This window comes from Streptomyces sp. NPDC051569 (assembly GCF_044454085.1).
Taxonomy (GTDB): domain Bacteria; phylum Actinomycetota; class Actinomycetes; order Streptomycetales; family Streptomycetaceae; genus Streptomyces.
This window is the reverse complement of sequence record NZ_JBITDJ010000017.1, coordinates 39,538-64,861: the sequence shown is the minus strand read 5'-3', so window position 1 is coordinate 64,861 and position 25,324 is coordinate 39,538. Positions and strand designations below refer to the sequence as shown.

The 25,324-nt window shown below is 71.4% G+C and carries 24 protein-coding genes; 13 read left to right on the top strand and 11 right to left on the bottom strand.

The window, feature by feature from the left end; translation table 11 throughout:
- Positions 1–131: 131 nt before the first annotated feature.
- A complete protein-coding gene (locus ACIBAE_RS22400; protein WP_399288332.1) occupies positions 132–626 on the bottom strand; it encodes an inorganic diphosphatase in 495 nt (164 codons plus the stop codon).
- 174 nt (positions 627–800) lie between these two features.
- Between ACIBAE_RS22400 and dacB the strand changes: the two genes are divergently transcribed.
- The 6 genes from dacB (at position 801) to folE (ending at position 8,273) form a co-directional block, all read left to right on the top strand.
- Complete coding sequence (gene dacB, locus ACIBAE_RS22395; RefSeq protein ID WP_399288329.1) at positions 801–2,189, top strand: D-alanyl-D-alanine carboxypeptidase/D-alanyl-D-alanine-endopeptidase; 1,389 nt, start codon at positions 801–803, stop codon at positions 2,187–2,189.
- Between the two features lie 167 nt (positions 2,190–2,356).
- Positions 2,357–3,484: a zinc-dependent metalloprotease gene (locus tag ACIBAE_RS22390; RefSeq protein ID WP_399288326.1), complete on the top strand. Its 1,128-nt coding sequence runs from the start codon at positions 2,357–2,359 to the stop codon at positions 3,482–3,484.
- Between the two features lie 186 nt (positions 3,485–3,670).
- The gene (gene tilS, locus ACIBAE_RS22385; RefSeq protein ID WP_399288323.1) at positions 3,671–4,687 is read left to right on the top strand and encodes a tRNA lysidine(34) synthetase TilS; all 1,017 of its coding nucleotides are present in this window, start codon (positions 3,671–3,673) and stop codon (positions 4,685–4,687) included.
- 67 nt (positions 4,688–4,754) lie between these two features.
- Positions 4,755–5,315 carry a hypoxanthine phosphoribosyltransferase gene (hpt, locus tag ACIBAE_RS22380; protein ID WP_399288320.1) on the top strand — a complete coding sequence of 187 codons (561 nt, stop codon included), beginning with the start codon at positions 4,755–4,757 and terminating at the stop codon, positions 5,313–5,315.
- A gap of 211 nt (positions 5,316–5,526) precedes the next feature.
- Entirely contained in the window at positions 5,527–7,557 is a 2,031-nt protein-coding gene (gene ftsH / locus ACIBAE_RS22375) for an ATP-dependent zinc metalloprotease FtsH (RefSeq protein WP_399288317.1), read from the top strand.
- A 110-nt stretch (positions 7,558–7,667) separates the two neighbouring features.
- Positions 7,668–8,273, top strand: a complete 606-nt coding sequence (gene folE, locus ACIBAE_RS22370; protein WP_399288315.1) for a GTP cyclohydrolase I FolE — start codon at positions 7,668–7,670, stop codon at positions 8,271–8,273.
- A gap of 6 nt (positions 8,274–8,279) precedes the next feature.
- On the opposite strand, the gene ACIBAE_RS22365 is transcribed toward folE, so the two are convergent.
- From ACIBAE_RS22365 to ACIBAE_RS22340, 6 genes are all read right to left on the bottom strand, one after another.
- Positions 8,280–8,777 (bottom strand): DUF3180 domain-containing protein, encoded by a 498-nt coding sequence (locus tag ACIBAE_RS22365; protein WP_399288312.1) that lies wholly within the window; start codon positions 8,775–8,777, stop codon positions 8,280–8,282.
- Between the two features lie 79 nt (positions 8,778–8,856).
- Positions 8,857–9,468: a 2-amino-4-hydroxy-6-hydroxymethyldihydropteridine diphosphokinase gene (folK, locus tag ACIBAE_RS22360; RefSeq protein WP_399288310.1), complete on the bottom strand. Its 612-nt coding sequence runs from the start codon at positions 9,466–9,468 to the stop codon at positions 8,857–8,859.
- Positions 9,465–9,824, bottom strand: coding sequence for a dihydroneopterin aldolase (gene folB, locus ACIBAE_RS22355; RefSeq protein WP_399288307.1), 360 nt, complete (start codon positions 9,822–9,824; stop codon positions 9,465–9,467). Before folB ends, folK begins: the two co-directional genes overlap by 4 nt.
- Before the next feature lie 185 nt (positions 9,825–10,009).
- The gene (locus tag ACIBAE_RS22350; RefSeq protein ID WP_399288304.1) at positions 10,010–10,474 is read right to left on the bottom strand and encodes a nuclear transport factor 2 family protein; all 465 of its coding nucleotides are present in this window, start codon (positions 10,472–10,474) and stop codon (positions 10,010–10,012) included.
- A complete protein-coding gene (gene folP, locus ACIBAE_RS22345; RefSeq protein WP_399288301.1) occupies positions 10,471–11,379 on the bottom strand; it encodes a dihydropteroate synthase in 909 nt (302 codons plus the stop codon). Before folP ends, ACIBAE_RS22350 begins: the two co-directional genes overlap by 4 nt.
- Positions 11,376–13,301 (bottom strand): phosphatidylglycerol lysyltransferase domain-containing protein, encoded by a 1,926-nt coding sequence (locus ACIBAE_RS22340; RefSeq protein ID WP_399288299.1) that lies wholly within the window; start codon positions 13,299–13,301, stop codon positions 11,376–11,378. The genes folP and ACIBAE_RS22340 overlap by 4 nt, the downstream gene beginning before the upstream one ends.
- Positions 13,302–13,453: 152 nt before the next feature.
- On the opposite strand from ACIBAE_RS22340, the gene ACIBAE_RS22335 reads away from it, so the two are divergent.
- Positions 13,454–14,566 carry an alpha/beta hydrolase gene (locus ACIBAE_RS22335; protein ID WP_399288296.1) on the top strand — a complete coding sequence of 371 codons (1,113 nt, stop codon included), beginning with the start codon at positions 13,454–13,456 and terminating at the stop codon, positions 14,564–14,566.
- Between the two features lie 55 nt (positions 14,567–14,621).
- Here ACIBAE_RS22335 and ACIBAE_RS22330 read toward each other — a convergent pair whose 3' ends face one another.
- Positions 14,622–15,779 carry an ABC transporter ATP-binding protein gene (locus ACIBAE_RS22330; protein ID WP_399288293.1) on the bottom strand — a complete coding sequence of 386 codons (1,158 nt, stop codon included), beginning with the start codon at positions 15,777–15,779 and terminating at the stop codon, positions 14,622–14,624.
- A 139-nt stretch (positions 15,780–15,918) separates the two neighbouring features.
- On the opposite strand from ACIBAE_RS22330, the gene ACIBAE_RS22325 reads away from it, so the two are divergent.
- The 4 genes from ACIBAE_RS22325 to ACIBAE_RS22310 all read left to right on the top strand — a co-directional run bounded on the left by ACIBAE_RS22325 (position 15,919) and on the right by ACIBAE_RS22310 (position 19,674).
- On the top strand, positions 15,919–16,614 hold the full coding sequence (locus ACIBAE_RS22325; protein ID WP_399288290.1) for an ABC transporter permease: 696 nt from the start codon (positions 15,919–15,921) through the stop codon (positions 16,612–16,614).
- Between the two features lie 2 nt (positions 16,615–16,616).
- The gene (locus ACIBAE_RS22320; RefSeq protein ID WP_399288287.1) at positions 16,617–17,423 is read left to right on the top strand and encodes an ABC transporter permease; all 807 of its coding nucleotides are present in this window, start codon (positions 16,617–16,619) and stop codon (positions 17,421–17,423) included.
- Positions 17,424–17,460: 37 nt separating this feature from the next.
- Positions 17,461–18,447 (top strand): ABC transporter substrate-binding protein, encoded by a 987-nt coding sequence (locus ACIBAE_RS22315; protein ID WP_399288285.1) that lies wholly within the window; start codon positions 17,461–17,463, stop codon positions 18,445–18,447.
- Between the two features lie 153 nt (positions 18,448–18,600).
- Positions 18,601–19,674 carry a hypothetical protein gene (locus ACIBAE_RS22310; protein WP_399288282.1) on the top strand — a complete coding sequence of 358 codons (1,074 nt, stop codon included), beginning with the start codon at positions 18,601–18,603 and terminating at the stop codon, positions 19,672–19,674.
- An 82-nt stretch (positions 19,675–19,756) separates the two neighbouring features.
- On the opposite strand, the gene ACIBAE_RS22305 is transcribed toward ACIBAE_RS22310, so the two are convergent.
- A complete protein-coding gene (locus tag ACIBAE_RS22305; RefSeq protein ID WP_399288279.1) occupies positions 19,757–20,908 on the bottom strand; it encodes an NADH-quinone oxidoreductase subunit D in 1,152 nt (383 codons plus the stop codon).
- The gene (locus ACIBAE_RS22300) at positions 20,905–21,852 is read right to left on the bottom strand and encodes an SAM-dependent methyltransferase (RefSeq protein ID WP_399288540.1); all 948 of its coding nucleotides are present in this window, start codon (positions 21,850–21,852) and stop codon (positions 20,905–20,907) included. The genes ACIBAE_RS22305 and ACIBAE_RS22300 overlap by 4 nt, the downstream gene beginning before the upstream one ends.
- A gap of 216 nt (positions 21,853–22,068) precedes the next feature.
- Between ACIBAE_RS22300 and ACIBAE_RS22295 the strand changes: the two genes are divergently transcribed.
- Positions 22,069–23,268 carry a sensor histidine kinase gene (locus ACIBAE_RS22295; protein WP_399288276.1) on the top strand — a complete coding sequence of 400 codons (1,200 nt, stop codon included), beginning with the start codon at positions 22,069–22,071 and terminating at the stop codon, positions 23,266–23,268.
- A gap of 143 nt (positions 23,269–23,411) precedes the next feature.
- Complete coding sequence (locus ACIBAE_RS22290; protein ID WP_399288273.1) at positions 23,412–24,080, top strand: response regulator; 669 nt, start codon at positions 23,412–23,414, stop codon at positions 24,078–24,080.
- Positions 24,081–24,194: 114 nt separating this feature from the next.
- On the opposite strand, the gene ACIBAE_RS22285 is transcribed toward ACIBAE_RS22290, so the two are convergent.
- The gene (locus tag ACIBAE_RS22285) at positions 24,195–25,280 is read right to left on the bottom strand and encodes a DUF5937 family protein (protein WP_399288270.1); all 1,086 of its coding nucleotides are present in this window, start codon (positions 25,278–25,280) and stop codon (positions 24,195–24,197) included.
- Positions 25,281–25,324 lie beyond the last annotated feature (44 nt).

The following is a 25,324-nucleotide window of genomic DNA, read 5'->3' as shown; positions in this document are numbered from 1 at the left end:
TGGTCGTCCCGGCCCGCGTCTGCCCAGTATGGGCACGTACATGGGTGGTCACACGCCGACGGGCGGCGCACCCCGAAGGGTGCGCCGCCCGTCGGTCCGGCTTCGCGCCGGTCACACGGTGAGGTGCCCGGTCAGTGCTTGTCGCCCTGGTCGGCCAGCCGCTTGTACGAAGCCTCGATCTCGGCCTCGGCCTCGGCGCGGCCCACCCAGTCGGCGCCCTCGACGGACTTGCCCGGCTCCAGGTCCTTGTAGACCTCGAAGAAGTGCTGGATCTCCAGGCGGTCGAACTCGGAGACGTGCTGGATGTCCTGCAGGTGCTCCACCCGGGGGTCGGAGGCCGGGACGCACAGCAGCTTGTCGTCGCCGCCGGCCTCGTCGGTCATCCGGAACATGCCGATGGCGCGGCACCGGATGAGGCAGCCGGGGAAGGTCGGCTCGTCCAGGATGACCAGCGCGTCGAGCGGGTCGCCGTCGTCGGCGAGGGTGTTCTCGACGAAGCCGTAGTCGGCCGGGTAGCTGGTCGAGGTGAAGAGACGACGGTCAAGGCGGATCCGACCGGTCTCGTGGTCGACCTCGTACTTGTTTCGCGAACCCTTAGGGATCTCGATGGTGACGTCGAACTCCACGGGAGGCTCCTCCATGATCAACACAAATGTCCGGTGATGCTGCGACTTCGCGGAGGAGACCCCCGGACCCCGGCCTGACGGGCCGCCACTGGCCGGGGTGCCATGCTCGTGGCAAGGCGCAGTGGTTAAGTGTCCCCCACGCAGCTGTGTGATCGCGAAAGGGGCTGGTCAGCCGTGCTTGAACCGAAAGCGTTGCAGGTCACGGCCGGTTCCGTGGTGCTCGGCCTGGTGCTCGCCGCCGGTGTGGTGGCGGCGGCGGGGCCCTGGGACTCCGGCCAGCGGACGGCCGAGCGGGAGTGGGCCGCCGCCCGCAGCCGTACGAGTGGCGCACATCACGGGGCGGGCGGCGCCGGACCGGCCGCGCCCCCCGCGCCCGCCCCCAGCGCCCCCGGCGTACTCACCGCGCTCAGCGCCTCCGGCAAGGCGCCCGAGGACCTCAGGGGGACGCTCGGACCGCTGCTGAAGGACCCCGCGCTCGGGAAGACGCGTACCGGAGCCGTCATCGACGTCGCGACGGGCGAGCGGCTGTACGGGCAGAGCGCGGACCGCCCCATGACCCCGGCCTCCACCGTCAAGATCGCGACGATGGTCGCCGCGCTCTCCGCGCTCGGCCCCGACCACCGCATCGCCACGACGGTCGTGGCCGCCCCCGACGCCCGCCGGCTCACCCTGGTCGGCGGCGGGGACGCCACCCTCGACGGGGCGCGGCTGCGCGCGCTGGCCGACGACACCGTCCGCGCCCTGCGCGAGCGCGGTGTCACCTCGGTCGCGCTCGGCTACGACGTCTCCCTCTACACGGGTCCCCGCGACCACCCCATCGGCCCCAACGACAACATCGCCCCCGTCGTCGCGCTGATGGCCGGGCAGGGCCGCCTCGACGCGTCCACCAGCGGGCCCGCGCCGCGCACCGACGACCCCGCCGGTGACGCCGCCGACGCGTTCGCCGGGCTGCTGCGCGACCGGGGCGTCAAGGCGTCCGTCGCGGGCGCCCCCGGCAAGGCCGCCCAGGACGGGAAGACCCTCGCCGCGACCTACTCCGTACCGCTCTCCGGGCTGGTGGAGCGGGCCCTGACCGAGAGCGACAACGACATCGCGGAGTCGCTGGCCCGGCAGACCGCGATCGCGGCGGGCCGGCCGGCGAGCTTCGCGGGCGCCGGACAGGCCGTCCAAGACCAGCTGGGAAAGCTCGAACTGCCGCTCACCGGAGCCCGGTTCGCCGACGGCAGCGGCCTGAACCGGCAGGACAGGGTCAGCGCGTCCCTGCTCGCCTCCCTGCTCGCCCGCGCCGCGGACCCGGCCCGCCCGGAGCTGCGGTCCGTCCTCACCGGCCTGCCCGTCGCCGGGTTCAGCGGCACCCTGCGCGGCCGGTACACGGACGCCGCGCCCGCCGCCGGACTGATCCGCGCCAAGACCGGCACGCTCACCGGCGTCAACGCCCTGGCCGGCACCGTCGTCGACGCCGAGGGCCGGCTGCTGGCCTTCGCCTTCCTGGCGGGCTCCACCCCCGCCGCCGACCCCGCCCAGGCGGCCCTGGACCGGCTTTCCGCCGCCCTCGTCCCCTGACCGGCCCAACCGCGCCCCGGGCCGCTGTCCCGGCCGGGTCCCCGGCCTGAGCAGGGCGGCCGGCCGCCCTCCTCCGGCCGACTGCCGTCCCCCAAGGGGCGGTACGGGGAAAGAACCGGGCCGCCGACGCCTCACCGCACCCCGGGCCGAGCACGTACGGTTGACGCATGACGAGCATCGGTGGTGCCGAGATGGTCGACTGGAATCTCGCGGTGGCGACCGCGACCCGACTCGTACGGCCGGGGCCCGAAGTGACCCGGGACGAGGCCCGCGAGATCGTCGCCGAGCTGCGGCGGCATGCGAAGGCGTCCGAGGAGCACGTCCGCGCGTACACCCGGATGATCCCCGAAGGACACGAGCCACCCGACACCCCCGTCCTGGTCGTCGACCGGGCCGGCTGGGTGAAGGCGAACGTCGCGGGATTCCGCGAACTGCTCAAGCCCCTCTTCACGAAGATGAGTGAACGCCGCTCGACCGGTCCCGGCGGGGCCGTGCTCGGCGCGGTCGGCGGCAAGGTGACCGGCGTGGAGCTGGGCATGCTGCTGTCGTTCATGGCGTCCCGGGTCCTCGGCCAGTACGAGACGTTCGCTCCCGCGAGCCGCGACCTCCCGGCGGCCGCGGCCGGCGGCCGGCTGCTGCTCGTCGCCCCCAACATCGTGCACGTCGAACGCGAACTGGACGTCGACCCGCACGACTTCAGGCTCTGGGTCACCCTCCACGAGGAGACCCACCGCACCCAGTTCACCGGCGTGCCCTGGCTGCGGGACCACCTCCAGGGGGAGATCCAGTCCTTCCTCGACCAGACCGACGTCGACCCGATGACCGTCGTCGAACGGCTCCGCGAGGCCGCGCAGTCGCTCAGCGGGGGCCGCCCCGAGGGCGAGGAGAACGAGGACGGCAGGAGCATCGTCGAACTCGTCCAGACGCCCGGCCAGCGCGAGGTCCTGGGCCGGCTCACCGCCGTGATGTCCCTCCTCGAAGGCCACGCCGACTTCGTGATGGACGGTGTCGGACCGCAGGTCGTGCCCTCCGTCGCGGAGATCCGCGAGAAGTTCCAGCAGCGCAGGGCGCGCGGCGCCAGCCGGCTCGACCAGGCGCTGCGCAAGCTGCTCGGGCTCGACGCCAAGCTGCGCCAGTACCGGGACGGGGAGCGTTTCGTACGGGCCGTGGTCGACGAGGTCGGCATGGAGGGCTTCAACCGGGTCTGGACCTCGCCCAACACCCTTCCCACGAAGGCGGAGATCGCGCGGCCCGCCGACTGGGTGGCGCGGGTGCACCGTAAGGCAGATTCCTGAGCCGAATCCGGCTCAGGGCAGAAGAACGCCTCAGTTATCACCCATCCGAGGGACCGTGGGGGAGGGATAGGCGTGCAATGCTCGGGTAATGGCTCGGATCTGTCACCATCGACGCACTCTGCGTGACGGTCGCCGGCCTGACACCGACCGTGGCACCCCCGAAAAACATCACGAAGGGCACCGGACATGGGTCCCCATCCTGCGGTCGCGGCGATACGCCTGGCGGTCCGCCGCGTACTTCACGACGTCCTCACCGACGGCTCCGACATCTCTCCCACCACCACCGGCGAACCGCCGCTCGTGCTCGTCGCCTGCTCCGGCGGCGCCGACTCCATGGCACTCGCCTCCGCCCTCGCCTTCGAGGCTCCCAAACTCTCCGTCCGGGCCGGCGCCATCACCGTCGACCACGGCCTGCAGACCGGCTCCGACCTCCGCGCCGCCGAAGTCGTCGCCCGGCTCGGCGCCATGCGGCTCGACCCCGTCGAAGCCGTCGCCGTGAACGTGGGCCGCGCGGGCGGGCCCGAAGCCGCCGCCCGGGACGCCCGCTACGCGGCCCTCGACGCCGTCGCGGAACGACATCGCGCCGCCGCCGTCCTGCTCGGCCACACCCGCGACGACCAGGCCGAGACCGTGCTGCTGGGCCTCGCCCGCGGCTCGGGCACCCGCTCCCTGTCCGGAATGGCGGCCGTCTCGGGGGCGGCCGGCCGCTACCGCCGCCCCTTCCTCCAACTCGACCGGCAGACCGCCCGCAAGGCCTGCCTCGTGCAGGCGATCCCGGTCTGGGACGACCCGCACAACACGGATCCCGCGTACACCCGCTCACGGCTGCGCCACGAGGGCCTTCCCGCTCTGGAGAAGGCCCTCGGCAAAGGCGTGGTCGAGGCCCTGGCCCGTACGGCCCAGCTCTCCCGTGACGACGCCGACGCCCTGGACGCCTGGGCCGCCGACGCGGCGCGGTCCGTACGGGACGACTCGGGGCAGCTGGAATGCGCCAAGTTGTACGCGCTGCCGCCCGCCGTCCGCCGCCGGGTGCTGCGCCAGGCGGTCATCGCGGCGGGCGCCCCGGCCGGTTCGCTGTTCGCCCGGCACGTCGAGGAGGTGGACCGCCTGATCACGGGCTGGCGCGGCCAGGGGGGCATCAACCTGCCCGGCCGGGTGGAGGTCCGGAGGCAGGGTGGCAGACTGGTGGTCCGGCAGGGCTGAAACGCTGAGGCGATACGGCTGTGTCTCCCGGGCCACCGATCCCGGACCCTGGCCGACAACGAAAGTGATGCGGGTGGACGACAAGGACATGGGCACCGACCTCCAGTCGGTGCTCATCACCAAGCAAGAGATCGACGCGAAGCTGGCCGAGCTGGCCGCGAAGATCGACGCGGAGTACGCAGGCAAGGACCTGCTCCTCGTGGGTGTGCTCAAGGGCGCCGTGATGGTCATGGCGGACCTGGCGCGCGCCCTGTCCACCCCCGTGACGATGGACTGGATGGCCGTCTCCTCCTACGGGGCGGGCACCCAGTCCTCCGGTGTGGTCCGGATCCTCAAGGACCTGGACACCGACATCAAGGGCAAGCACGTCCTGATCGTCGAGGACATCATCGACTCGGGGCTGACGCTCTCGTGGCTGCTTTCCAACCTCGGATCCCGGGAGCCGGCCTCGCTGGAGGTCGTCACCCTGCTCCGTAAGCCGGATGCCGCAAAGGTCGCGATCGACGTGAAGTGGATCGGCTTCGACATTCCGAATGAGTTCGTCGTCGGATACGGCCTGGATTACGCGGAGAAGTACCGCAACATGCCTTTCGTCGGCACGCTGGCGCCGCACGTCTACGGCGGCTGAGAGCGACGAGGAGCGGCGAAGCTCACGAAAGGCTTCGCCGCTGCGGGGAACCCCGGACCGCCTCGCGGCGTTGGAGCATGGGAAGACGGGTTTACCGGTCCTCCCGTGAGGTCGCGGGTCATGATGCTGGGGTACCGTCCGAAGAACAGTCTTTTCTCGCAGCAGCATTTACCTACGGGCAGGAGGGACGGGGCGAATTCGCTCCGTATGGATGGACGTGAAGCGATACTTCCGTGGGCCGGTCATGTGGATCGTGCTGGCTGTCCTCGCCGTGGTCGTGCTGATCCAGGTCGTCGGTTCTTCTGGCGGCTACAAGACGGTGGACACCGGCAAGGTCGTCCAGGCGATCAGCAAGAACCAGGTCGAAGAGGCCAAACTCACCACCGGCGACGACCAGATCATCAAGGTCCAGCTCAAGTCCGGCCAGAAGATCGAGGGCAGCGACAAGCTCCAGGCCAGCTACATCGGGAACCAAGGCGTTTCCCTGGCCAAGACGCTGCAGACGAAGTTCGACAACGGCGACATCAAGAAGGGCTACACGGTCTCGCCGTCCAAGCAGAGCCCGTTCCTCTCGGTGCTGTTCTCGCTGCTGCCCTTCGTCGTGATCGTCGTCATCTTCCTGTTCCTGATGAATCAGATGCAGGGCGGCGGCTCCCGGGTCATGCAGTTCGGGAAGTCCAAGGCCAAGCTCATCACCAAGGACACCCCCAAGACGACCTTCGCCGATGTGGCCGGGTCCGACGAGGCGGTCGAGGAGCTCCACGAGATCAAGGAGTTCCTCCAGGAGCCGGCGAAGTTCCAGGCCGTCGGCGCCAAGATCCCGAAGGGTGTGCTGCTGTACGGCCCGCCCGGTACGGGTAAGACGCTGCTCGCCCGCGCTGTCGCGGGTGAGGCCGGGGTGCCCTTCTACTCGATCTCCGGTTCCGACTTCGTCGAGATGTTCGTCGGTGTCGGCGCCTCCCGCGTACGTGACCTCTTCGAGCAGGCCAAGGCGAACGCCCCGGCGATCGTCTTCGTCGACGAGATCGACGCCGTCGGCCGGCACCGCGGTGCGGGTCTCGGCGGTGGCCACGACGAGCGCGAGCAGACGCTGAACCAGCTGCTCGTCGAGATGGACGGCTTCGACGTGAAGGGCGGCGTCATCCTGATCGCCGCCACGAACCGGCCGGACATCCTCGACCCGGCGCTGCTGCGCCCGGGACGCTTCGACCGGCAGATCGCCGTCGACCGCCCGGACATGCAGGGCCGGCTGGAGATCCTCAAGGTCCACCAGAAGGGCAAGCCGGTCGCCCCGGATGTCGACCTGGGCGCGGTGGCCCGTCGTACGCCCGGCTTCACCGGTGCGGACCTGGCGAACGTGCTGAACGAAGCCGCGCTCCTGACGGCGCGCGGCGACAAGAAGCTCGTCGACAACCACGCGCTGGACGAGGCGATCGACCGCGTCGTGGCGGGCCCGCAGAAGCGGACCCGGATCATGTCCGAGAAGGAAAAGAAGATCACCGCGTACCACGAGGGCGGACACGCCCTGGTCGCCGCGGCGTCTCCGAACTCCGACCCGGTCCACAAGATCACGATCCTGTCGCGCGGCCGGGCCCTCGGTTACACCATGGTCCTGCCCGACGAGGACAAGTACTCGACCACGCGCAACGAGATGCTCGACCAGCTGGCGTACATGCTGGGCGGGCGCGCGGCCGAGGAACTCGTCTTCCACGACCCGACCACGGGTGCGGCCAACGACATCGAGAAGGCCACGGCCACGGCCCGCGCCATGGTCACGCAGTACGGCATGACGGAGCGGCTCGGCGCGATCAAGTTCGGTGGCGACAACTCCGAACCGTTCCTCGGCCGCGAGATGGGGCATCAGCGCGACTACTCGGAAGAGGTCGCGGCGCTGGTCGACGAAGAGGTCAAGAAGCTCATCGAGACCGCGCACAACGAGGCCTGGGAGATCCTCGTCGAGAACCGCGACGTTCTCGACAACCTGGTCCTCGCGCTCCTGGAGAAGGAGACGCTGAACAAGGAGCAGATCGCCGAGATCTTCTCGACCATCGTGAAGCGTCCCTCCCGCCCGGCGTGGACCGGCTCCTCGCGTCGTACGCCCTCGACGCGGCCGCCGGTGCTCTCTCCCAAGGAGCTGGCGCTGACCACCAACGGCACGGCCGCTCAGAACGGCGGCCTGCCCGCCGGGACGAACGGGGACACGCCTACCGAGCAGATCCCCGAGGACCGTTCCGACAGCTGATCCCGGCGCCTGCCCGGCCCGGAATGGATGCCGCGCCCCCCAGGTTTTAGCCTGTGGGTGCGCGGCATTCGTATGCCCGCACACAGGACGGCACAGGAACGAGGCACAACATGACCGACCCGGTGGCGCTGGACGGGAAGAACCCGATCCGCGAGTTCGACGAGAAGCGGGCCGAGAATGCCGTGCGTGAACTGCTGATCGCGGTCGGGGAGGACCCGGACCGCGAAGGTCTGCGGGCGACCCCCGGCCGGGTGGCGCGGGCGTACCGGGAGATATTCGCCGGGCTGTGGCAGAGCCCCGAGGACGTCCTGACGACGACGTTCGACCTCGGCCACGACGAGATGGTCCTGGTGAAGGACATCGAAGTGATGAGCTCCTGCGAACACCACCTGGTGCCGTTCGTCGGCGTCGCCCATGTCGGCTACATCCCGTCCGTGGACGGCAAGATCACCGGCCTGTCGAAGCTCGCCCGGCTCGTGGACGTCTACGCCCGCCGGCCGCAGGTCCAGGAGCGGCTGACCACCCAGATCGCCGACTCACTGATGGAGATCCTGGAGCCGCGCGGGGTGATCGTGGTCGTCGAGTGCGAGCACATGTGCATGACGATGCGCGGGGTGCGCAAGCCCGGTGCCAAGACGATCACTTCGGCGGTCCGGGGTCAGCTCCGCGATCCCGCGACCCGCGCCGAGGCGATGAGCCTGATCATCGGCCGCTGACGGGGCTCATCGGCCGCTGACGGGGCCCGCCGGTCCCGGCCGGTCGTCGTCCGGCCCTTCGGGGAGCTTGCAGACCCGCTCCAGGAAGAAGGCCGCGGCGATCACGGCGAAGCCCGCCAGGACGGCGAAGCCCGCGTAGATGGCCTGGTCCCGGCGGGCCGGGACGTCCAGGGAGCTGAGCAGCACGATGCCCACCCCGCCGTACAGACCGGAGATCAGCGCGGCGACCAGGGCGCTGGCCTGGCCGAAGACCACCGCGCGGGCCGCCATCAGCGGATCGACGCCCTTCGCCTCCGGGCGGCGCTCCCGCTGGGCCCGCAGCTGGGCGCGGAGCGAGAGGGCCGTCGCGGTGAGGACGACGGCGATCACCGCGAGGACGATGGGCGCGGGCAGCGGGACGGCCGGCAGGGTGCCCACCGAACTCCAGATCCTGGCACCGGCCCACGACAGCACACCGGCCACGACGAACAGGCCGGCCAGGAAGCCGATCCGCAACTGCTTCACCGAGAAAGCCGCCCTTCGCCTCGCTCTTCCGGTCCGCGTCCTGGCGGCCGGTCCCCTGTGGACTCGCTGAGCCTAACGACTATTCGGGCAGCCGCAGTTCCAGGTCGGCCCGGGACCGCACGCCGGTCCGGCCGACGTCCGCCAGCAGCTCGGCCACCGGGCCGTGGCCCGGCACCTGGGCCTCCGGCTCCACGTCGTGCCACGGGGCGAGCACGAAGGCGCGCTGGTGGGCCCGGGGGTGGGGGAGGGTGAGCAGCGGGTCCTCGGAGACGACATCCGCGTACGCCAGGATGTCCACGTCGATGGTGCGCGCTCCCCAGCGCTCCTCGCGGACCCGCTCGAAGGCCTCCTCGATGGCCTGGCCGCGCTCCAGCAGCGAGGACGGCGGCAGCGTCGTCCTGATGACCACGACCGCGTTGAAGTACGACGGCTGGGAGCCGGGCTCGACGCCCCACGGCTCCGTCTCGTAGACCGGGGAGACCGCCTTCACCCGCAGACCGGGGGTGTCCTCCAGGGCATCGACGGCGCCCTGGAGGGTCTCCAGCCGGTTGCCGAGATTGGAGCCGAGGGAGACCACGGCCCGCTGCGGATTGGAGAGCGTGACGTCCGCCGCGTCCACCTGCGCGACCACGGAGGCGGGCACCGGCTGAACGGTCGGGTCGCTCTGCCCGTCGGTGGAGAACACACTCATACTCGGCTCCGCGTGATGGTGATGGTGACATCGTCGAAAGGCACGGTGATCGGGGCGTCGGGCTTGTGGACGATCACCTCGACCTCCTGGACGCCGTCGTGCTTCAGGCACTGCTGGGCGATGCGTTCCGCGAGGGTCTCGATCAGATTGACCGGCTCGCCCTGGACGACCTCGACGACCTCCTCGGCCACGATTCCGTAGTGCACCGTCTTCGCCAGGTCGTCGTCTACGGCCGCCGGGCGGGTGTCCAGGCCGAGGACCAGATCCACGATGAAGGTCTGCCCTTCCTCGCGCTCCCGGGGGAAGACGCCATGGTGCCCACGGGCCTTGAGGCCGCGCAGCGCGACACGATCCACGCGAATCACTCCTGCTGTCGTTGGTCGTCGGGTCATCCGGCCGCGTGCGGGCGGCGCGGTGCCCTTCTTCGAATCTACCCGCGGGCACCGACAGAGCCCGCCCGTGGGGGCCGGGACGCGGTGTGCGACTGGTAGCCGCCCATACCCATGGAGCCACGAACCAATCCCCGTGGGCGGTGACCCGCTCAGGCGGGTGTCTCGTCGTCCGCTTCCTCGTCGGTCTCCGTCAGGACGGGGGAGCCGTGGTGCGACCACAGCTTCCAGCCGTCGGACGTGCGCCGGAACACATTGGTGGCGACGACCAGCTGCCCGACGAGCGGTCCCAGCTCACCGGCCTCCTCGGCGGGGCCGCCGCTGAGAATGTTCTCGGTGCAGGTCACCACGGCGGTGTCGGCGGCGACCGAGACCACCACATCCGTGAGGAAGAACTGGATGTACTCCGTGTTCGCCATGATCAGGGCGTACGAGCGGAGCACCTCGCCGCGACCGCTGAGCACGGGCCAGCCCGGATGGACGCAGGAGACCCCGTCGCCGTCACCGTCGCCGTCCAGCCAGAGCCCGGACAGGATGTCGAAGTCGCCGCTCTCCATGGCCTCGTAGAAGGTGGTGTTGGCCAGTTCGACCCGCTCGCGTTCCGTCCGGGCGCTCACTGGGCCGTGCCTTCCGCCGTGTGGTGCGCCGCGCCCCCGGGGGTGTACTCCGCCGCGCCCTCGACCGCGCGCGCGACGCGTACGGCGTCCGCCGTGGCCCGTACCTCGTGCACCCGGACGGCCCAGGCGCCCTGGTGGGCGGCGATCGCGGAGATCGCGGCGGTGGCCGCGTCCCGTTCGCGGGCGGGCGGCGGGGAACCCTCGCCCGCGAGGACATGGCCGAGGAATCGTTTGCGCGAGGCGGCGACCAGCAGTGGGCGGCCCAGGGCACGCAGCTCGGCCTGGTGCGCGAGGAGCGCGAGGTCGTGCCCGGCCTGCTTGGCGAAGCCGAGGCCGGGGTCGACGACCAGGTGTTCCGGGGCGATGCCGCCCGCGATCACCGCGTCCATCCGCTCCCGCAGCTCCGCGACGACCTCGGTGACGACGTCGGTGTAGACCGCGCGGCTGTTCATGTCCTGGCTGAAGCCGCGCCAGTGCATGACCACGAAGGGCACCCGGGCGGCGGCGACGGCGGGCACCATGGCCGGGTCGGCGAGACCGCCGCTGACGTCGTTGACCAGGACGGCGCCGGCCGCGACGGCCTGCTCGGCGACGGCGGCGCGCATGGTGTCGACGGAGACGATGACGCCTTCGGCCGCCAGGCCGCGTACGACGGGGACGACCCGCCTCAGCTCTTCTTCCTCGTCGACCCGGGAGGCTCCGGGCCGGGTCGACTCGCCGCCGACATCCACCAGGTCAGCGCCCTCGGAGGCGAGATCGAGGCCACGTTTGACCGCGGCGGTCGTGTCGAACCAGCGGCCGCCGTCGGAGAAGGAATCGGGCGTCACGTTGATGACCCCCATGACCGCACAGCGGTCCCACTCGGGCAGGCCCTGGACGGTGCCGCGTCCGCGCAACGTACTCATATGTCCACCCTATGGGGTGTCGCGCGTGCGGACCGGCGAAGCCTTCGGAGGGGGCCCGGGCCCTGTCCGGCCGCGCGCGCCTCGTGGCCGGCCGGGGCCTGGACGGCGTGCGTGCAGGGCCGGGGGCGGTCGCCGGGAGTGAGGCGGCGCAGGGGGCGGGGCAGCGCGAGCGTCACGAAGCCCTCCGCCCGCATCGCGGCGAGGCCGATCCGGGGCAGTTCGCGGCTGGAGCGGAAGACCACGTAGCGCGGCTCCCAGCGCGGCCGGAACTTGGCGTTGAAGCGGTACAGCGACTCGATCTGGAACCAGCGCGAGAGGAAGACGAGCACCCCTCGCCAGCCGCGCAGTACGGGGCCGGCGCCCAGGCGTTCGCCACGGGCGAGCGCCGAGCGGAACATCGCGAAGTTGAGGGAGACCCGCGCCACGCCCATCCCGGGGGCGGCCCGCAGGGCGGCGACGATCAGCAGTTCGTTCATGCCGGGATCGGCGGACCGGTCGCGGCGCATCAGGTCCAGCGACATGCCGTCCGTACCCCAGGGGACGAAGTGGAGGACGGCCTTCAGGTCGCCGTACGGTCCCGGCGTGTCCTCGCCGGGCCGGTGGGCGGTGGCGATCACCGCGTCGCCGTCGGCGGGGTCGCCGATCCGGCCGAGCGCCATGGAGAAGCCCCGTTCCGTGTCGGTGCCCCGCCAGTCGGCGGCGGCCCGGCGGATCCGCTCCAGCTCTGCTTCGGAGAGGTCACGGACCCGCCGGACCCGCGTCTCGTAGCCGGCCCGCTCGATGCGCGTGACCATCTGGCGTACGTTCCGCATGGCGCGTCCGCGCAAGGAGAAATCCGGCACGTCCACCACCGCTTCGTCACCCAGCTCCAGCGCGTCGAGTCCCGTCTCACGGGTCCAGACCTCGCCGCCGGTCTCGCTGCAGCCCATCACGGCCGGCGTCCAGGAGTGGGCCGTCGCCTCGTCCATGAAGCGTTCGATGGCGCCCGGCCAGGCCTCCACGTCGCCGATGGGGTCGCCGCTGGCGAGCATCACCCCGGAGACGACGCGGTAGCAGACGGCCGCCTTGCCGCTGGGGGAGAAGACGACGCCCTTGTCTCGGCGGAGCGCGAAGTGGCCGAGCGAGTCCCGGCCGCCGTGCGCCGTGAGCAGGACGCGCAGCCGCCGCTCGTCGTCCTCGGTGAGGAGCGCGGCCGGGTGTTCGGGACGGAGGGCCAGATAGATCGTGGTCAGAGCCGTGAGCAGGCCGAGCGCGCCGAGGGAGTAACCGACCGTGCCACCGACGATGCCGCTGTAGTCGACCGGGCCCTCGAAGCCGAAGAGGCCGTACAGCACATGCTCCAGACGCTCGCTCAGGCCGGGGCTGCCGAGGGTCCGGTGCGGATGGGCACTGACGATGACCAGACCGAGCCCGATGGATCCCGCGCCCATCACCACGAAGTTCGCCAGCGCCCTCCAGCGGCTGCGTGGGTCGGGCAGGGCCGCGAACTGCCCCCGGTGGCGCAGCAGGAGAGCGAACAGCGCCAGTGAGAGTACGGCTCCGACGACGGAGTGCCGGTAGAGCTGCGCCGCCGCGCCGGCCGGCAGCAGGAGGACGGCGGCCCGCCAGGCGCGGCGCTTGCGCCGCTTGAGACCGTGGGCGAGCAACAGCAGGAGGACGCCGACGCTCAGGGACAGAGCCGCGGCGAACGGGCCGAGCGCGCCGGGCAGTACTTCGGCGACGCTGTGCATGCGGCTGTGCCGGAAGCGCGGGAAGACACCGGCGGCGATGTCGAGCAGGCCGATGAACGTACAGGCGGCGCCGACCAGCGCGGGGACGGACTCCGGGCGCGGGCGGCCGGACAGACGCCCTGTCACCACCCGGCCGGGATGATCCCGATCCGGAACCGAACCTGATTTATCCCCATCTAGCGTGACAGACATCGCTTCCCGGCTTCCCGTGGCTCTGTGAGAGAGCATGGTGCCCGCGTCGCCCTTTCAGGCGGCACCGGACATTTGTGACCTCTAGGACGGGGCTTGCGGGAGACGGGTTCACCCGCGTCAAGGAAAATCTCCCGCGAGAAAGCTCGGTCGATATGGGTCTTACCAGCCGCACCCTCCTCGCTCTGGCTGTCCTGCTGGCCGTGCTGCTGTTCGGTGCCACCATCCGGCTGTGGCCGCGGCTGTCGCGGCGCACGCCGCGCGCCGTCGCGGGCAGGGTCGTCCTGCTCCTCGCGACGCAGGTGGCGGTCTTCGTCGCGATCGGCCTCGCCGCGAACAACTCGTTCCTCTTCTACGGCTCCTGGGCGGATCTCGTCGGCCGCCGGCAGGAGCTGGGCGCGGTCGTCGACCAGGCGGCCGGCGGCCGTCACATCACGGTCGTCGACCGGCGGCGGCCGCCCGTGCCGGGTGCCGCGAGTCCTCTGACGGCCGGCCAGATCCAGAAGATCGTCGTCGGCGGCGTGGCCTCGGGAATCGACAGCTCCGCCTACGTCTACCTGCCGCCCGAGTACTTCCGGCCGCGGTACGCGCACACGACGTTCCCGGCGGCCGTGGTGCTCACCGGCTACCCGGGCATGGCGGAGAACCTGATCCAGGCGCTGCACTATCCGGAGACGGCCTGGCGGCTGGCCAAGGAAGGCAGGATGCGGCCGATGGTCCTGGTGATGCTGCGGCCCACCGTGGCGCCGCCCCGTGACACGGAGTGCGTGGACATCCCGGGCGGCCCGCAGACCGAGACGTTCTTCGCCAAGGACCTCCCCAGGGCGGTCTCCCAGACCTACCGGGTCGGGACCGCGGCCCGGAACTGGGGCTTCGTCGGCAACTCCACCGGCGGCTACTGCGCGCTGAAGATCGCCCTGCACCACCCGGAGCAGTTCGCGGCGGGCGCCGGGCTCTCCGCGTACTACAAGGCCGCCGAGGACCCGACGACCGGCGATCTCTTCCACGGCGACCAGCGGCTGCGCGACCGGGCCGATCTCCTCTGGAGCCTGGACCATCTGCCCCGGCGCGCGTCGTCGTTCCTCGTCACCAGCTCCGAGCGGGGCGAGGGGAATCTGAAGGAGACGCGGAAGTTCATGGCGGCGGTGAAGGCGCCCGCGCGGGTCTCGTCGATCATCCTCGACAGCGGCGGGCACAACTTCACCACCTGGCGCCGGGAGATCCCGCCCACCCTGGAGTGGCTGAGCGGCCGGCTCAGCTCCGACTGACCGTCCGGCCGCCGCCCCTCCCCCGTCGCTTTCCCGCCGGGCCGCCGGCGCCCGGTCAGCCGATGGTGTCCAGCTCGACCTCGGTACGGGGAATGGCGTGCGCGTCCGCGTCGATGGAGCGGCGCAGCGCCTCGTGCAGCCGGGCCGGGGTGAGGACGCCGAGGAACCGCCCGGTCTCCTCCTGGTCGATGACCGCGATCCAGCCCGCGTCGTGCTGGAGCATCGTGGCGAACGCCTGCTTGAGGGAGGCGCCGACGGGCAGCCAGGCCTCCATCCGCCGGGCGTGCTCCCGTACGGTCCCCTCCGCGCCGGTCTGCTCGCAGGAGATCCAGCCGTGCAGCTTGTCCGCCGAGTCCAGGACGACGGCCCAGCGTGCCCCGTCGGCGGCGAGCTTCGCCGCGGTCCGCCGCAGCGGGTCGTCGAGGTGCACGACGGGCGGCTGCTCCAGGTCGCCCTCCTCGATGGGGGTGACCGAGAGCCGCTTGAGGCCGCGGTCGGCGCCCACGAAGTCGGCGACGTACGGGGTGGCGGGGGTGCCGAGCACGGCGGCCGGGGGGTCGAACTGCTCGATCCTGCCCTGCCCGTAGACGGCGATACGGTCACCGAGGCGGACGGCCTCCTCGATGTCGTGCGTGACGAAGAGCACGGTCTTGCGGACCGCCGCCTGCAGCTTGAGGAACTCGCTCTGCAGATGGTCGCGTACGACGGGGTCGACCGCGCCGAACGGTTCGTCCATCAGCAGCACGGGCGGGTCGGCGGCGAGTGCGCGGGCCACTCCGACGCGCTGGCGCTGCCCGCCGGAGAGCTGCTCGGGATAGCGGTCGCCGTAGACGGACGGGTCGAGGCCGACCAGGTCGAGGAGCTCGGCGGCGCGTGCCCGGCCCTTGGCGCGTTTCCAGCCGAGGAGATGCGGGACGGTCGCGGTGTTCTCCAGGACCGTTTTGTGCGGAAAGAGGCCGACCTGCTGGATGACGTAGCCGATGCGGCGCCGGAGTTCGACCGGGTCGATGGCGGATATGTCGTCCCCGTCGAGGAAGATCCTTCCCTCGGTGGGCTCGATGAGACGGTTGACCATTTTCATGGTGGTGGTCTTGCCGCAGCCTGAGGGTCCGACGAGCGTGACCAGTTCGCCCTGGGAGACCTCGAAGGAGAGGTCGTCGACAGCGGTCGTGCCGTCCGGGTACCGCTTGGTGACGTGCTCGAATCGGATCATGGTTCCCCATTGTGAGCCGTGTGTTGTGAAGGCCATGTTGCTGGAATGTGGCGGACTTCCGAGAATGTCACTGGTTCGAGTTAGGGTCCTGTGACAGGTGAAAAACATACGTGAGCGATGACGGGGGAGGTGGGGGTGGATGAACACGCAGGGATGTCTGGCGGCGAACGACTGGATCTGTGGCGAATATCTCCGCTCCCGTAGCCAGGAGTTGATCGACGCCACGGTCCAGCACGTCTGGATCACGGTGATCTCGGTCGCTGTCGGGCTGCTGGTGGCTTTTCCGCTCGCGCTGCTGGCACGGAGCAGGCCCCGATCCGCCGGACCCGTACTGGGGCTGACGACCCTGCTCTACACGATCCCCTCGCTGGCCATGTTCTCGCTGCTGCTGCCGTTGTTCGGGCTGTCGGCCGGTCTCGTGATCACCGGCCTGGTGCTCTATTCCCTGACCATTCTTGTGCGGAACATCATGGCGGGACTCGCATCGGTCCCGGAAGAGGCGCGGGAGGCGGCCCGTGGAATGGGTTACGGACCCGGGCGGCTGCTCTGGGAGGTCGAGCTGCCGCTGGCACTGCCCGCGCTGATGGCGGGCCTGCGGATCGCGACGGTCTCGACGATCGCCCTGACGACGGTCGGTTCGATCATCGGCAGGGGCGGGCTCGGCAATCTCATCGCGGACGCGCTGCCGAGCTTCTTCAAGGCCCAGGTGCTGACGGCGTCCGTGCTGTGCGTGCTGCTCGCCGTCGCCGCGGATCTGCTGCTGCTCGGGGCGCAGCGGATGCTGACCCCCTGGACCCGAATACGTACGCCGCGCGCGACGAAGGCGGTGGGCTGACCATGGGTGTTCTGGGAGAGGCCTGGGCCTGGCTGGCGACCGGTGCCAACTGGTCCGGTGACAGCGGAGTCCGGCACCGGCTCATGGAGCATGTGTACGTCAGCGGCGTCGCGCTCGCCCTCGCCTGCGCGATAGCTCTGCCCCTCGCCCTCTTTCTCGGCCACATCGGCAAGGGCGGCGCGCTCGCGATCAATATCTCCAACGTGGGCCGGGCGATCCCCGTCTTCGCCGTGCTCGCCCTCTTCATGGTCTCGCCGCTGCGCAACGCGGGCTATGTGCCGACGATCATCGCGCTCGTCCTCTTCGCCGTCCCGCCCCTGCTGACCAATGCCTACGTCGGCATGCGGGAGGTCGACCGCTCGGTGGTCGAGGCGGCCCGGGGGATGGGCATGTCCGGGCGCCAGCTCTTCGTACGGGTGGAACTGCCCCTCGCGTACCCGCTGATCATGACCGGCCTCAGGTCCGCCGCCGTGCAGGTGGTGGCCACCGCCACCATCGCGGCCATGGTGGGCCAGGGCGGTCTCGGCCGGATCATCACCCTCGGCTTCAACACCTACAACACCGCGCAGGTGGTCGCGGGCGCGCTCCTCGTCGCGCTGCTCGCGCTCCTCGTCGAAGGTGCCCTGGTGGTCCTGGACCGGGTCGTCGACCCGTCCCGCACCACCGCACCGGCCTTCGGAGCCCGGGCCTCCCGCGCCCCGGCTCCGGCCGCCCCGGCTTCCGCCGCCTCAGCTTCCTCCGGCGCGTCCAGCGCGTCCGGGGACGATCACTCGCCCGGCGACCGGACACCCGTCCGCAAGACCGTGTGACGACCGGCCTTCTGGCCTCTTGGAGATGGTGAACCTCATGAGCAAGACCTCACGCATCGCGGGTGCGGTAATCGGAGCAACGGTTCTGGCCGTGTCACTCGCCGCGTGCGGCGGTGACAGCCTGGAGAAGGACAAGGGCGGCGCGGCCCCCGCGTCCGGCTCCGGCTCGGGCGCCGGCTCCGGGAAGAAGATCCCGCTCGTCATCGGTGCGGCGGCCTTCACGGAGTCCAAGGTGCTGGCGGAGCTGTACGCGCAGGTGCTCGGCGACGCCGGCTACGCGACGTCCATCACCACGGTGAACAACCGTGAGCTGTACGAACCCTCCCTGGAGAAGGGCGAGATCGACGTCGTACCGGAATACGCGGCGACGATCACGGAATTCCTCAACGCCAAGGTGAACGGCGCCAACCCGAAGCCGCTCGCCTCCAGTGACGCGGCGGCGACCGTCGCCGAGCTGAAGAAGCTCGCGGAGCCGCGCGGGCTGAAGGTGCTGTCCGTCGGCGAGGCCGTCGACCAGAATGCCTTCGCCGTCACCAAGGAATTCGCCGAGAAGAACAAGATCACGACGCTTTCCGATCTTGGTAAGTCGAAGATCAAGGTGAAGATCGCGGCCGGCGACGAGTGCGAGGTCCGGCCGTTCTGCGCGCCCGGTCTGAAGAAGGTCTACGGCATCGACGTCACGGGAATCGACCCCAAGGGTGTCGGTACCCCGCAGGCCAAGCAGGCCGTCAAGGACGGTGTGGACCAGGTGGTCCTCTCCACCACCACCGACGGCACGCTGGACAGCTTCGGACTCGTGGTGCTGGAGGACGACAAGAAGCTCCAGAACGCCGACAACGTGGTGCCGGTGGTCAATGCCAAGGACGCCGGTTCGCCGGAGATAGCCGACATCCTCAACAAGCTGACCGCCGCGCTGACGACCGACGATCTCGCCAAGCTGAACCTCAAGGTCGACGCCGAGCGCGCCAAGCCGGCGGACGTCGCGAAGGAGTACCTGGAGTCCAAAGGTCTGGTCAAGAAGTAGCCCCGGATCGGCCGGCGCGGCGTAAATCGCGTCAGGCAAAACGGAGTTCTGTAGAGGAAACAGAAGTGGAAGGGGAGGGGAGTCGGCAACGGGCCGGGAAAGATTGTCGGACCGATCCCCCGTTCGGCCTCCACGCACGGTAAATTTCAGGCCATGCCACGTGGACGCCACCGCCATTCCCCACCCCTCCACAAGCTTCTGACGCCGGCCTCGGTCGCCGGGGCCGCGCTTGTCTGCGCCACGGGCGCCTGGCTGTTCGCCGATCCCGTGGTACTCCGCTCGCTGGTCGCGGCGACGGCCGTGGCGGCCGTCAGCGGTGCCGTCCTCATGCGGGGCTGGGACCGGAGCGCCGGCCGCCGCGTCGCCGAGCTGACCCGCGCGCGGGAGAGCGACCGGTGGAAGACCGAGGAGCGCGTGGCCGAACTGGAGGCGGAGGCGGAGGAGTCGCGCGAGCTGCGCCTCAAGCTCGACACGAAGCTGCGCGCCAAGCGGGTCGAACTCGCCGGACTCCGGGGCGAACACGCCGCGCTGCTGCGGCGGTACGCCACGGCGGAGACCGAGCGGGCCAGCGCGCTGGAGGGACGGCGACAGCTCGCCCTGGAGGCGTCCGCCACCCCCGCAGCCCTGCCCGTGGCGGGCGGTACGCTCCCGGCGTCGGCGTACGTCAGTGCCGCGCGGGCCCTGGACGACCTGCCGCGCAACGGCGCGGCCCAGCAGGTCAAGCGGACCGTCGAGGCCGCACGCGAGCGTGATCTGGCCGAGCGGGCCCGGGAGGCTGAGGAGCCGCAGGGGAAGCACGCGGCGGCCGTCGGGGGAGAGCAGCACAGCCGCCCGTCGTCCGCCCTCCCCGCCCTCCCCGCCCTTCCCGCGCCCCCCGCTCTCCCGGTGCCCCGGGTCGCCGCCGCGTCCGCGATCGTTCCGTACGAGCCGCTGCGCCGCCCGGTGCGACGGCCCGAGGGAAGGTTCGACTTCTTCGGCGCGCAGGCCGCGCAGGCCGCCCAGGCCGCCCAGAGCGGGCTCCGGACGGCCGAGGTGGTGGAGGTGCCCGCGCCGACGGCCCAGTTGGCGCGGGTGGCGCGTGAGGACCTCGCCGACGTGGTGGGCGAGGAGGCCCTCGCCGAGCGGCGGCCCGAGGACCGGGTGGCCGGTCAGGTCATCGATCTGACCGCGCACGACGAGACCGAGCAGCTCGACCTGGTCCGGCTGCGCGACGCGGTCAGTTCCTGACTCCCGCTGACTCCCGCTGACCCCCGCGGCCCCTGCCGACCGCGCGAGCGTGGCGAGCGTGGCGACCGCGCGAGCGTGGCGACTACTTGTCGATGTCGCCGACGACGAAGAACAGCGATCCCAGGATCGCCACCATGTCGGCGACCTGCGTCCCGGGCAGCAGTTCCGTCAGCGCCTGGATGTTGTTGAACGAGGCGGAGCGGAGCTTCAGCCGGTACGGCGTCTTCTCGCCCTTCGACACCAGGTAGTAGCCGTTGATGCCGAGCGGGTTCTCGGTCCAGGCGTACGTGTGACCCTCCGGGGCCTTCAGCACCTTCGGCAGCCGCTGGTTGATCGGTCCGGGCGCCAGCTCCGCGATCCGGTCCAGGCAGGCGTCCGCCAGGGCCAGCGCGTTGTGCGTCTGGTCCAGCAGGCATTCGAAGCGCGCCAGGCAGTCGCCGTCCTCGCGGGTGATCACCTTGAGCGTGTCCTGGAGCTCGCCGTACGCCAGATACGGCTCGTCGCGGCGCAGGTCGAAGTCGACGCCCGAGGCGCGCGCGATGGGGCCGGACACCCCGTAGGCGTGGACCGCCTCGCGCGACAGCACCCCGACACCGCGCGTGCGGGCCCGGAAGATCTCGTTGCCGAGGACCAGCCGGTCGTACACGTCCATCCGGGACCGGACGTCGGCCACCGCGTCCCTGGCCCGGCCGAGCCAGCCGGCCGGCAGGTCCTCCTTGAGGCCGCCGACGCGGTTGAACATGTAGTGCATCCGGCCGCCGGAGACCTCCTCCATCACGGTCTGCAGCTCCTCGCGCTCCCGGAACGCGTGGAACACCGGGGTGATCCCGCCGAGTTCGAGGGGGTACGAGCCGAGGAACATCAGGTGGTTGAGCACCCGGTTCAGCTCGGCGAGCAGTGTCCTGGTCCAGACGGCTCGCTCCGGCACCTCCATGCCGAGCATCCGCTCGACGGCCATCACCACGCCCAGCTCGTTGGAGAACGCCGACAACCAGTCGTGGCGGTTCGCGAGCATCACGATCTGCCGGTAGTCGCGCGCCTCGAAGAGCTTCTCCGCGCCCCGGTGCATGTAGCCGATGACCGGCTCGGCGTGCCGGATCACCTCTCCGTCGAGGACGAGACGGAGGCGGAGCACACCGTGTGTGGAAGGGTGCTGGGGCCCGATGTTGAGCACCATGTCGGTGCTTTCCGCCGCGCCGCCGATGCCGACCGTCGTCCGGGTGGTCTCCGTCATGGGCGACAGTCTCTCAGAGCGCTGTGCAAGGCGGGCAGCGTGGTGCCGACGGGCTGGGTCAGCCAGCCGAAGTCGCCGAGGCCGCCCCGCGCCGTGAGTTCCGCCGCCTCCCCGGCGCCCGCGAGCGCCCGCACGTACCCGGCCGGGTCGGTCGCGGCGAGGGACAGCGCCGGGCGGCGGCCGCTCACCCCGAGCCGGTGCAGCGCCTCACGCTGGGAGGTGAGCTCCGCGCCGGGCAGCGCGCAGGCGTCCAGTGCCACATGGGCGGTGAGATCGCAGCTCCCGTCCGGGACGGGGGGCACCTCCCGGCCCGCCCGGAAGCCGGTCAGCGTACCGAAGGGCGGCCGGGCCTCCCGTACGTGCGCGTAGTCGGCCGCGACCGCGTACCCCCGCTCCAGCGAGGCGACGGCCGCCGCCCACGCCTCGTCCCGGGGCCGGCCGATCTCGGCCCGGCTGCCGGGCCCGGCAGCCGGCCACCAGCGCTCCAGCCAGTGCGCGTCCTCGCCCGCCACCGGCTCGCCCAGCTCCTCGGAGCCGTCCGGCCGGACGAGGACGTACCGGACGACGCCGTCCTCGTCGGTCTCGGCGATGTCGACGGGGACGTTGTCCAGCCACTCGTTCGCGAAGATCAGCCCGCGGACGCCGGCGGGCGGCTCCGCGCACCACTCGACGCGCGGGTCCAGACCGGCGGGGCGCGGCGCGCGCTCGACGGCGTACGGCCGCACCGCGAGCCCGCCGGGGACGGCGGCCAGGACCCCGGTCAGCAGTTCACCGCGGCCCGCGCCGATGTCGACGAGCGCGACCTCGTCGGTGCCCAGCGCGCGGGCGGCGGCGGTCAGCAGCCGGGCGACGGCGGCGGCGAAGAGCGGGGAGGCGTGCACCGAGGTGCGGAAGTGCCCGGCGGGTCCCTCCGGTCGCAGGTAGAAGCCTTCGGGGCCGTACAGCGCCTCCTCCGAGGCCGTACGCCACCGGCGCGGCCGGGCCGCCGGATCCGGCGGCCCGGCCCCCCGCGAACCGTCTTCCTCGCCCCGCGGCCCCGCCCACCGACACGTCTCATCCGTCACGGCGTCAAGTGTCCACCTTGGGGAGTAGGCTCCGGCCGACCGGATCGGCCCCCCGGGTGACTCCCCCGCCTTCCCCGCCTCCCTACGCTGGGTGACGTGCAGCGCTTCTACGACTTTCTCCGCCGACACCCGACGGGCGTCGACAGCTTCTGGGCTGTCCTGCTCTTCGGGTTCTCGCTGCTCTGGGCGGTCGTGGCGAACACGGGTGTCGGCCCCCGGCTGCTGGCCATCGCGGTGGTGCTGCTGCTGAGCGTGACCGTGGCGCTGCGACGCCGGGCTCCCGAACAGATGCTGCTGCTGGTGGCGGGACTGGGCGTCGCCCAGACCGCGCTGAACGTCCGCGCCAATCCGGCCGACTTCGCGTTGCTCGTCGTCATCTACACGGTGGCCGCGCAGGGTGGCCCGCGCTGGGCCAGCCTCTTCGCGCTGATCGGCGGACTCACCGCGGCGCCGGCGTCGCAGCTGCGCTGGCCGATACAGGACGGCAGTGTCGCGGGACGGGTCTTCTTCACCGTCGTGATGAGCGTGCCGTTCGTTCTCGCCTGGGTGCTGGGCGACTCCATGCGCACCCGCCGCGCCTACTTCGACCAGCTGGAGGAACGCGCCACCCGGCTGGAGAAGGAACGCGAGGCGCAGGCCAAGGTGGCCGTCGCCGCCGAGCGGGCCAGGATCGCCCGTGAGCTGCACGATGTCGTCGCGCACAACGTCTCGGTGATGGTGGTCCAGGCGGACGGCGCCGCTTACGTGCTGGACGCCGCCCCCGACCAGGCCAAGCAGGCGCTGGAGACCATTTCCAGCACCGGCCGCCAGGCGCTCGCCGAGATGCGCCGGCTGCTGGGGGTACTGCGGACCGGCGACGCCCAGGAGAGCGGCGAATACGTACCGCAGCCCGATGTCCAGCAGATAGAAGACCTGGTCGAGCAGGTACGGCGCGCGGGCATCACCGTGGACTTCAAGGTCGAGGGCACCGCGCGGTCACTGCCCAGCGGGGTGGAGCTGACCGCGTACCGGATCGTGCAGGAAGCTCTCACCAACAGCCGCAAGCACGGCGGCCCGGACGTCGGCGCGAGCGTGCGGCTGGTCTACTTCGACGACGGTCTCGGGCTGCTCGTCGAGGACGACGGCCGGGGCGCGGCCCACGAGATGTACGTGGACGGCGGCGCCGACGGGCGCGGTCACGGGCTCATCGGGATGCGGGAACGGGTGGGCATGGTCGGGGGCACACTGGACGCCGGGCCGCGCCCGGGCGGCGGCTTCCGGATCAGCGCCCTGCTCCCGCTGAAACCGGCGCACTGACCGAGCCCCTTACGCCGCCGAGCCGCCGCCGTCACCGAGCCGCCGCCGTCACCGAGACCCGCCGTCACCGAGACCCCGTCATACGAGACCCGCTGTCACCGAGACCCGCCGCCACCTCCGATCCGATGGACAAGGACCCCCAGATGTCGATCCGCGTGATGCTCGTCGACGACCAGATGCTCCTGCGCACCGGTTTCCGCATGGTGCTGGCCGCGCAGCCGGACATGGAGGTCGTCGCGGAAGCCGGGGACGGCGCCGAGGCGATCGCCAACCTCCGCACGACCCCCGTCGACGTCGTGCTGATGGACGTACGTATGCCCCGGCTGGACGGCGTCGAGGCGACCCGCCGTATCTGCGCCGAGCCCGGCGCCCCGAAGGTGCTCATCCTGACCACCTTCGACCTGGACGAATACGCCTTCTCCGGGCTCAAGGCGGGCGCCAGCGGCTTCATGCTCAAGGACGTGCCGCCGAGCGAGCTGCTGAGCGCGATCCGCTCGGTGCACAGCGGTGACGCGGTCGTCGCGCCGTCCACCACCCGGCGACTGCTCGACCGCTTCGCGCCCCTGCTGCCGAGCGGCGGCCGGCGGCAGCACCAGGAGCTGGACCGGCTGACCAGCCGGGAGAGCGAGGTGATGCTGCTCGTCGCGCAGGGTCTGTCGAACGGTGAGATAGCGGGGCGGCTGGTGCTCTCCGAGGCGACCGTGAAGACCCATGTCGGCCGGATCCTCACCAAGCTCGGCCTGCGCGACCGGGTGCAGGTGGTCGTCCTCGCCTACGAGTCGGGGCTGGTGCGGGCCGGCGGCAGGGGCTGAGGCGCGGCATCCCGGCCGGGCACCCGGCCAGGTCAGCGCCGAAACCCCTCCTCAACGCGGCGCTGGCCCGGCCAGGTCAGCGCCGTACCCCCTCCTCGGCGCGGCACTCCCTCGTCAGCGCAGCATCCCCTCCAGGAAGTCGCTCCCGAGCCGGGCCACCACGGCCAGATCCAGCTGGTGCAGCACATAGCGGCCCCGGCGCTGGGTCGTCAGCAGCCCCGCCTTCTTCATGACCGCCAGGTGCCGGGAGACCTCGGGCGCGGTGATGCCGCACGCGTCGGCCAGCTCGCCCGTCGTGTACGCGCCACGGGCGAGGCTTCGGCACAGCCGCATCCGCAGGGGGTGGGCGATCGCCTCAAGACGCAGCTTGACCGTCTCGACGGGGGCCGCGCCGGTCAGCTCACGGGTCGACACCGGGTACTGCACGACGGGCTGCCGGCCGGGCGCGTGCAGGGCGAACAGATGCGGTCTGCCGAAGGTCGTCGGCAGGAACGTCAGGCCGGTGTCCCGGGCGGTCGTGACGCCGTGGCACAGCTTGTCCACCACGACCCGGGTACGGAGCCCGTCCGCCTCCAGCGTGGTGGCCGGGGAGACGGCGGCGAGGGCCGCCGCGAGGCCCTCGTGGCGCAGCAGCTCCGTCTTGTGGCGGGCGTCGGCGGCCAGCTGGACCCGGATGCGCCGCCAGGTGTCCGCGAAGAACGCCTCCTCGCAGTCCTCGAAGAGCCGCCGTATCCAGGCCCTGACGGCCGGTGGGTCGGTGAGCATGCGCTGGATGAACGCGGCCTGGTGGGGTCCGCGCGCCGCCGCCAGCTCCAGCACGCGCCGCCGCACGCCCTCGTCGACCAGAGGGGACGGGAAGCCGCTGTACTGATCGGCCGAGGAGATCTCCAGCGCCGCCGCCACATAGCTCTCGTCGTCCAGCAGGTCGAGATCGTCCAGCTCTTCCGCGAGCGTCTCCCGTGGCCTCGCGGGCAGCAGAAGGTCGGAGCGGGTGGACCGCCAGAGGAAGTCCGCCTCGTGCAGCCGGTCGGCCAGCTCGGGTTCGAGCGCGGCGGAAGTGGTCGTGATCCAGCCGTGCAGCCGGGCGTGATGGGCCGGCTCGGAGAGTGTGTGCAGCGCGGCACCCAGCTCGGCCAGCGGGGACGGGCCGAAGGTGATCCGCTCGTGGGGCAGACCGGTGATGTCGATGAACACGCTCATGGGTCCATGCTGCCCGCCGGCACTGACAACCGGGCCGCCGGTGC

Coding starts and splice junctions, on each gene's coding strand:
- ACIBAE_RS22335 (WP_399288296.1), top strand. CDS start 13,454: ATGGGTCTTACCAGCCGCACCCTCCTCGCTCTGGCTGTCCTGCTGGCC.
- hpt (WP_399288320.1), top strand. CDS start 4,755: ATGCGGGTGGACGACAAGGACATGGGCACCGACCTCCAGTCGGTGCTC.
- ACIBAE_RS22290 (WP_399288273.1), top strand. CDS start 23,412: ATGTCGATCCGCGTGATGCTCGTCGACGACCAGATGCTCCTGCGCACC.
- ACIBAE_RS22330 (WP_399288293.1), bottom strand. CDS start 15,779: ATGATCCGATTCGAGCACGTCACCAAGCGGTACCCGGACGGCACGACC.
- ACIBAE_RS22320 (WP_399288287.1), top strand. CDS start 16,617: ATGGGTGTTCTGGGAGAGGCCTGGGCCTGGCTGGCGACCGGTGCCAAC.
- tilS (WP_399288323.1), top strand. CDS start 3,671: ATGGGTCCCCATCCTGCGGTCGCGGCGATACGCCTGGCGGTCCGCCGC.
- ACIBAE_RS22305 (WP_399288279.1), bottom strand. CDS start 20,908: ATGACGGAGACCACCCGGACGACGGTCGGCATCGGCGGCGCGGCGGAA.
- ACIBAE_RS22340 (WP_399288299.1), bottom strand. CDS start 13,301: ATGTCTGTCACGCTAGATGGGGATAAATCAGGTTCGGTTCCGGATCGG.
- folP (WP_399288301.1), bottom strand. CDS start 11,379: ATGAGTACGTTGCGCGGACGCGGCACCGTCCAGGGCCTGCCCGAGTGG.
- ACIBAE_RS22325 (WP_399288290.1), top strand. CDS start 15,919: ATGAACACGCAGGGATGTCTGGCGGCGAACGACTGGATCTGTGGCGAA.
- ftsH (WP_399288317.1), top strand. CDS start 5,527: ATGGACGTGAAGCGATACTTCCGTGGGCCGGTCATGTGGATCGTGCTG.
- ACIBAE_RS22390 (WP_399288326.1), top strand. CDS start 2,357: ATGACGAGCATCGGTGGTGCCGAGATGGTCGACTGGAATCTCGCGGTG.
- ACIBAE_RS22285 (WP_399288270.1), bottom strand. CDS start 25,280: ATGAGCGTGTTCATCGACATCACCGGTCTGCCCCACGAGCGGATCACC.
- ACIBAE_RS22315 (WP_399288285.1), top strand. CDS start 17,461: ATGAGCAAGACCTCACGCATCGCGGGTGCGGTAATCGGAGCAACGGTT.
- folK (WP_399288310.1), bottom strand. CDS start 9,468: ATGAGTGTGTTCTCCACCGACGGGCAGAGCGACCCGACCGTTCAGCCG.
- folE (WP_399288315.1), top strand. CDS start 7,668: ATGACCGACCCGGTGGCGCTGGACGGGAAGAACCCGATCCGCGAGTTC.
- ACIBAE_RS22310 (WP_399288282.1), top strand. CDS start 18,601: ATGCCACGTGGACGCCACCGCCATTCCCCACCCCTCCACAAGCTTCTG.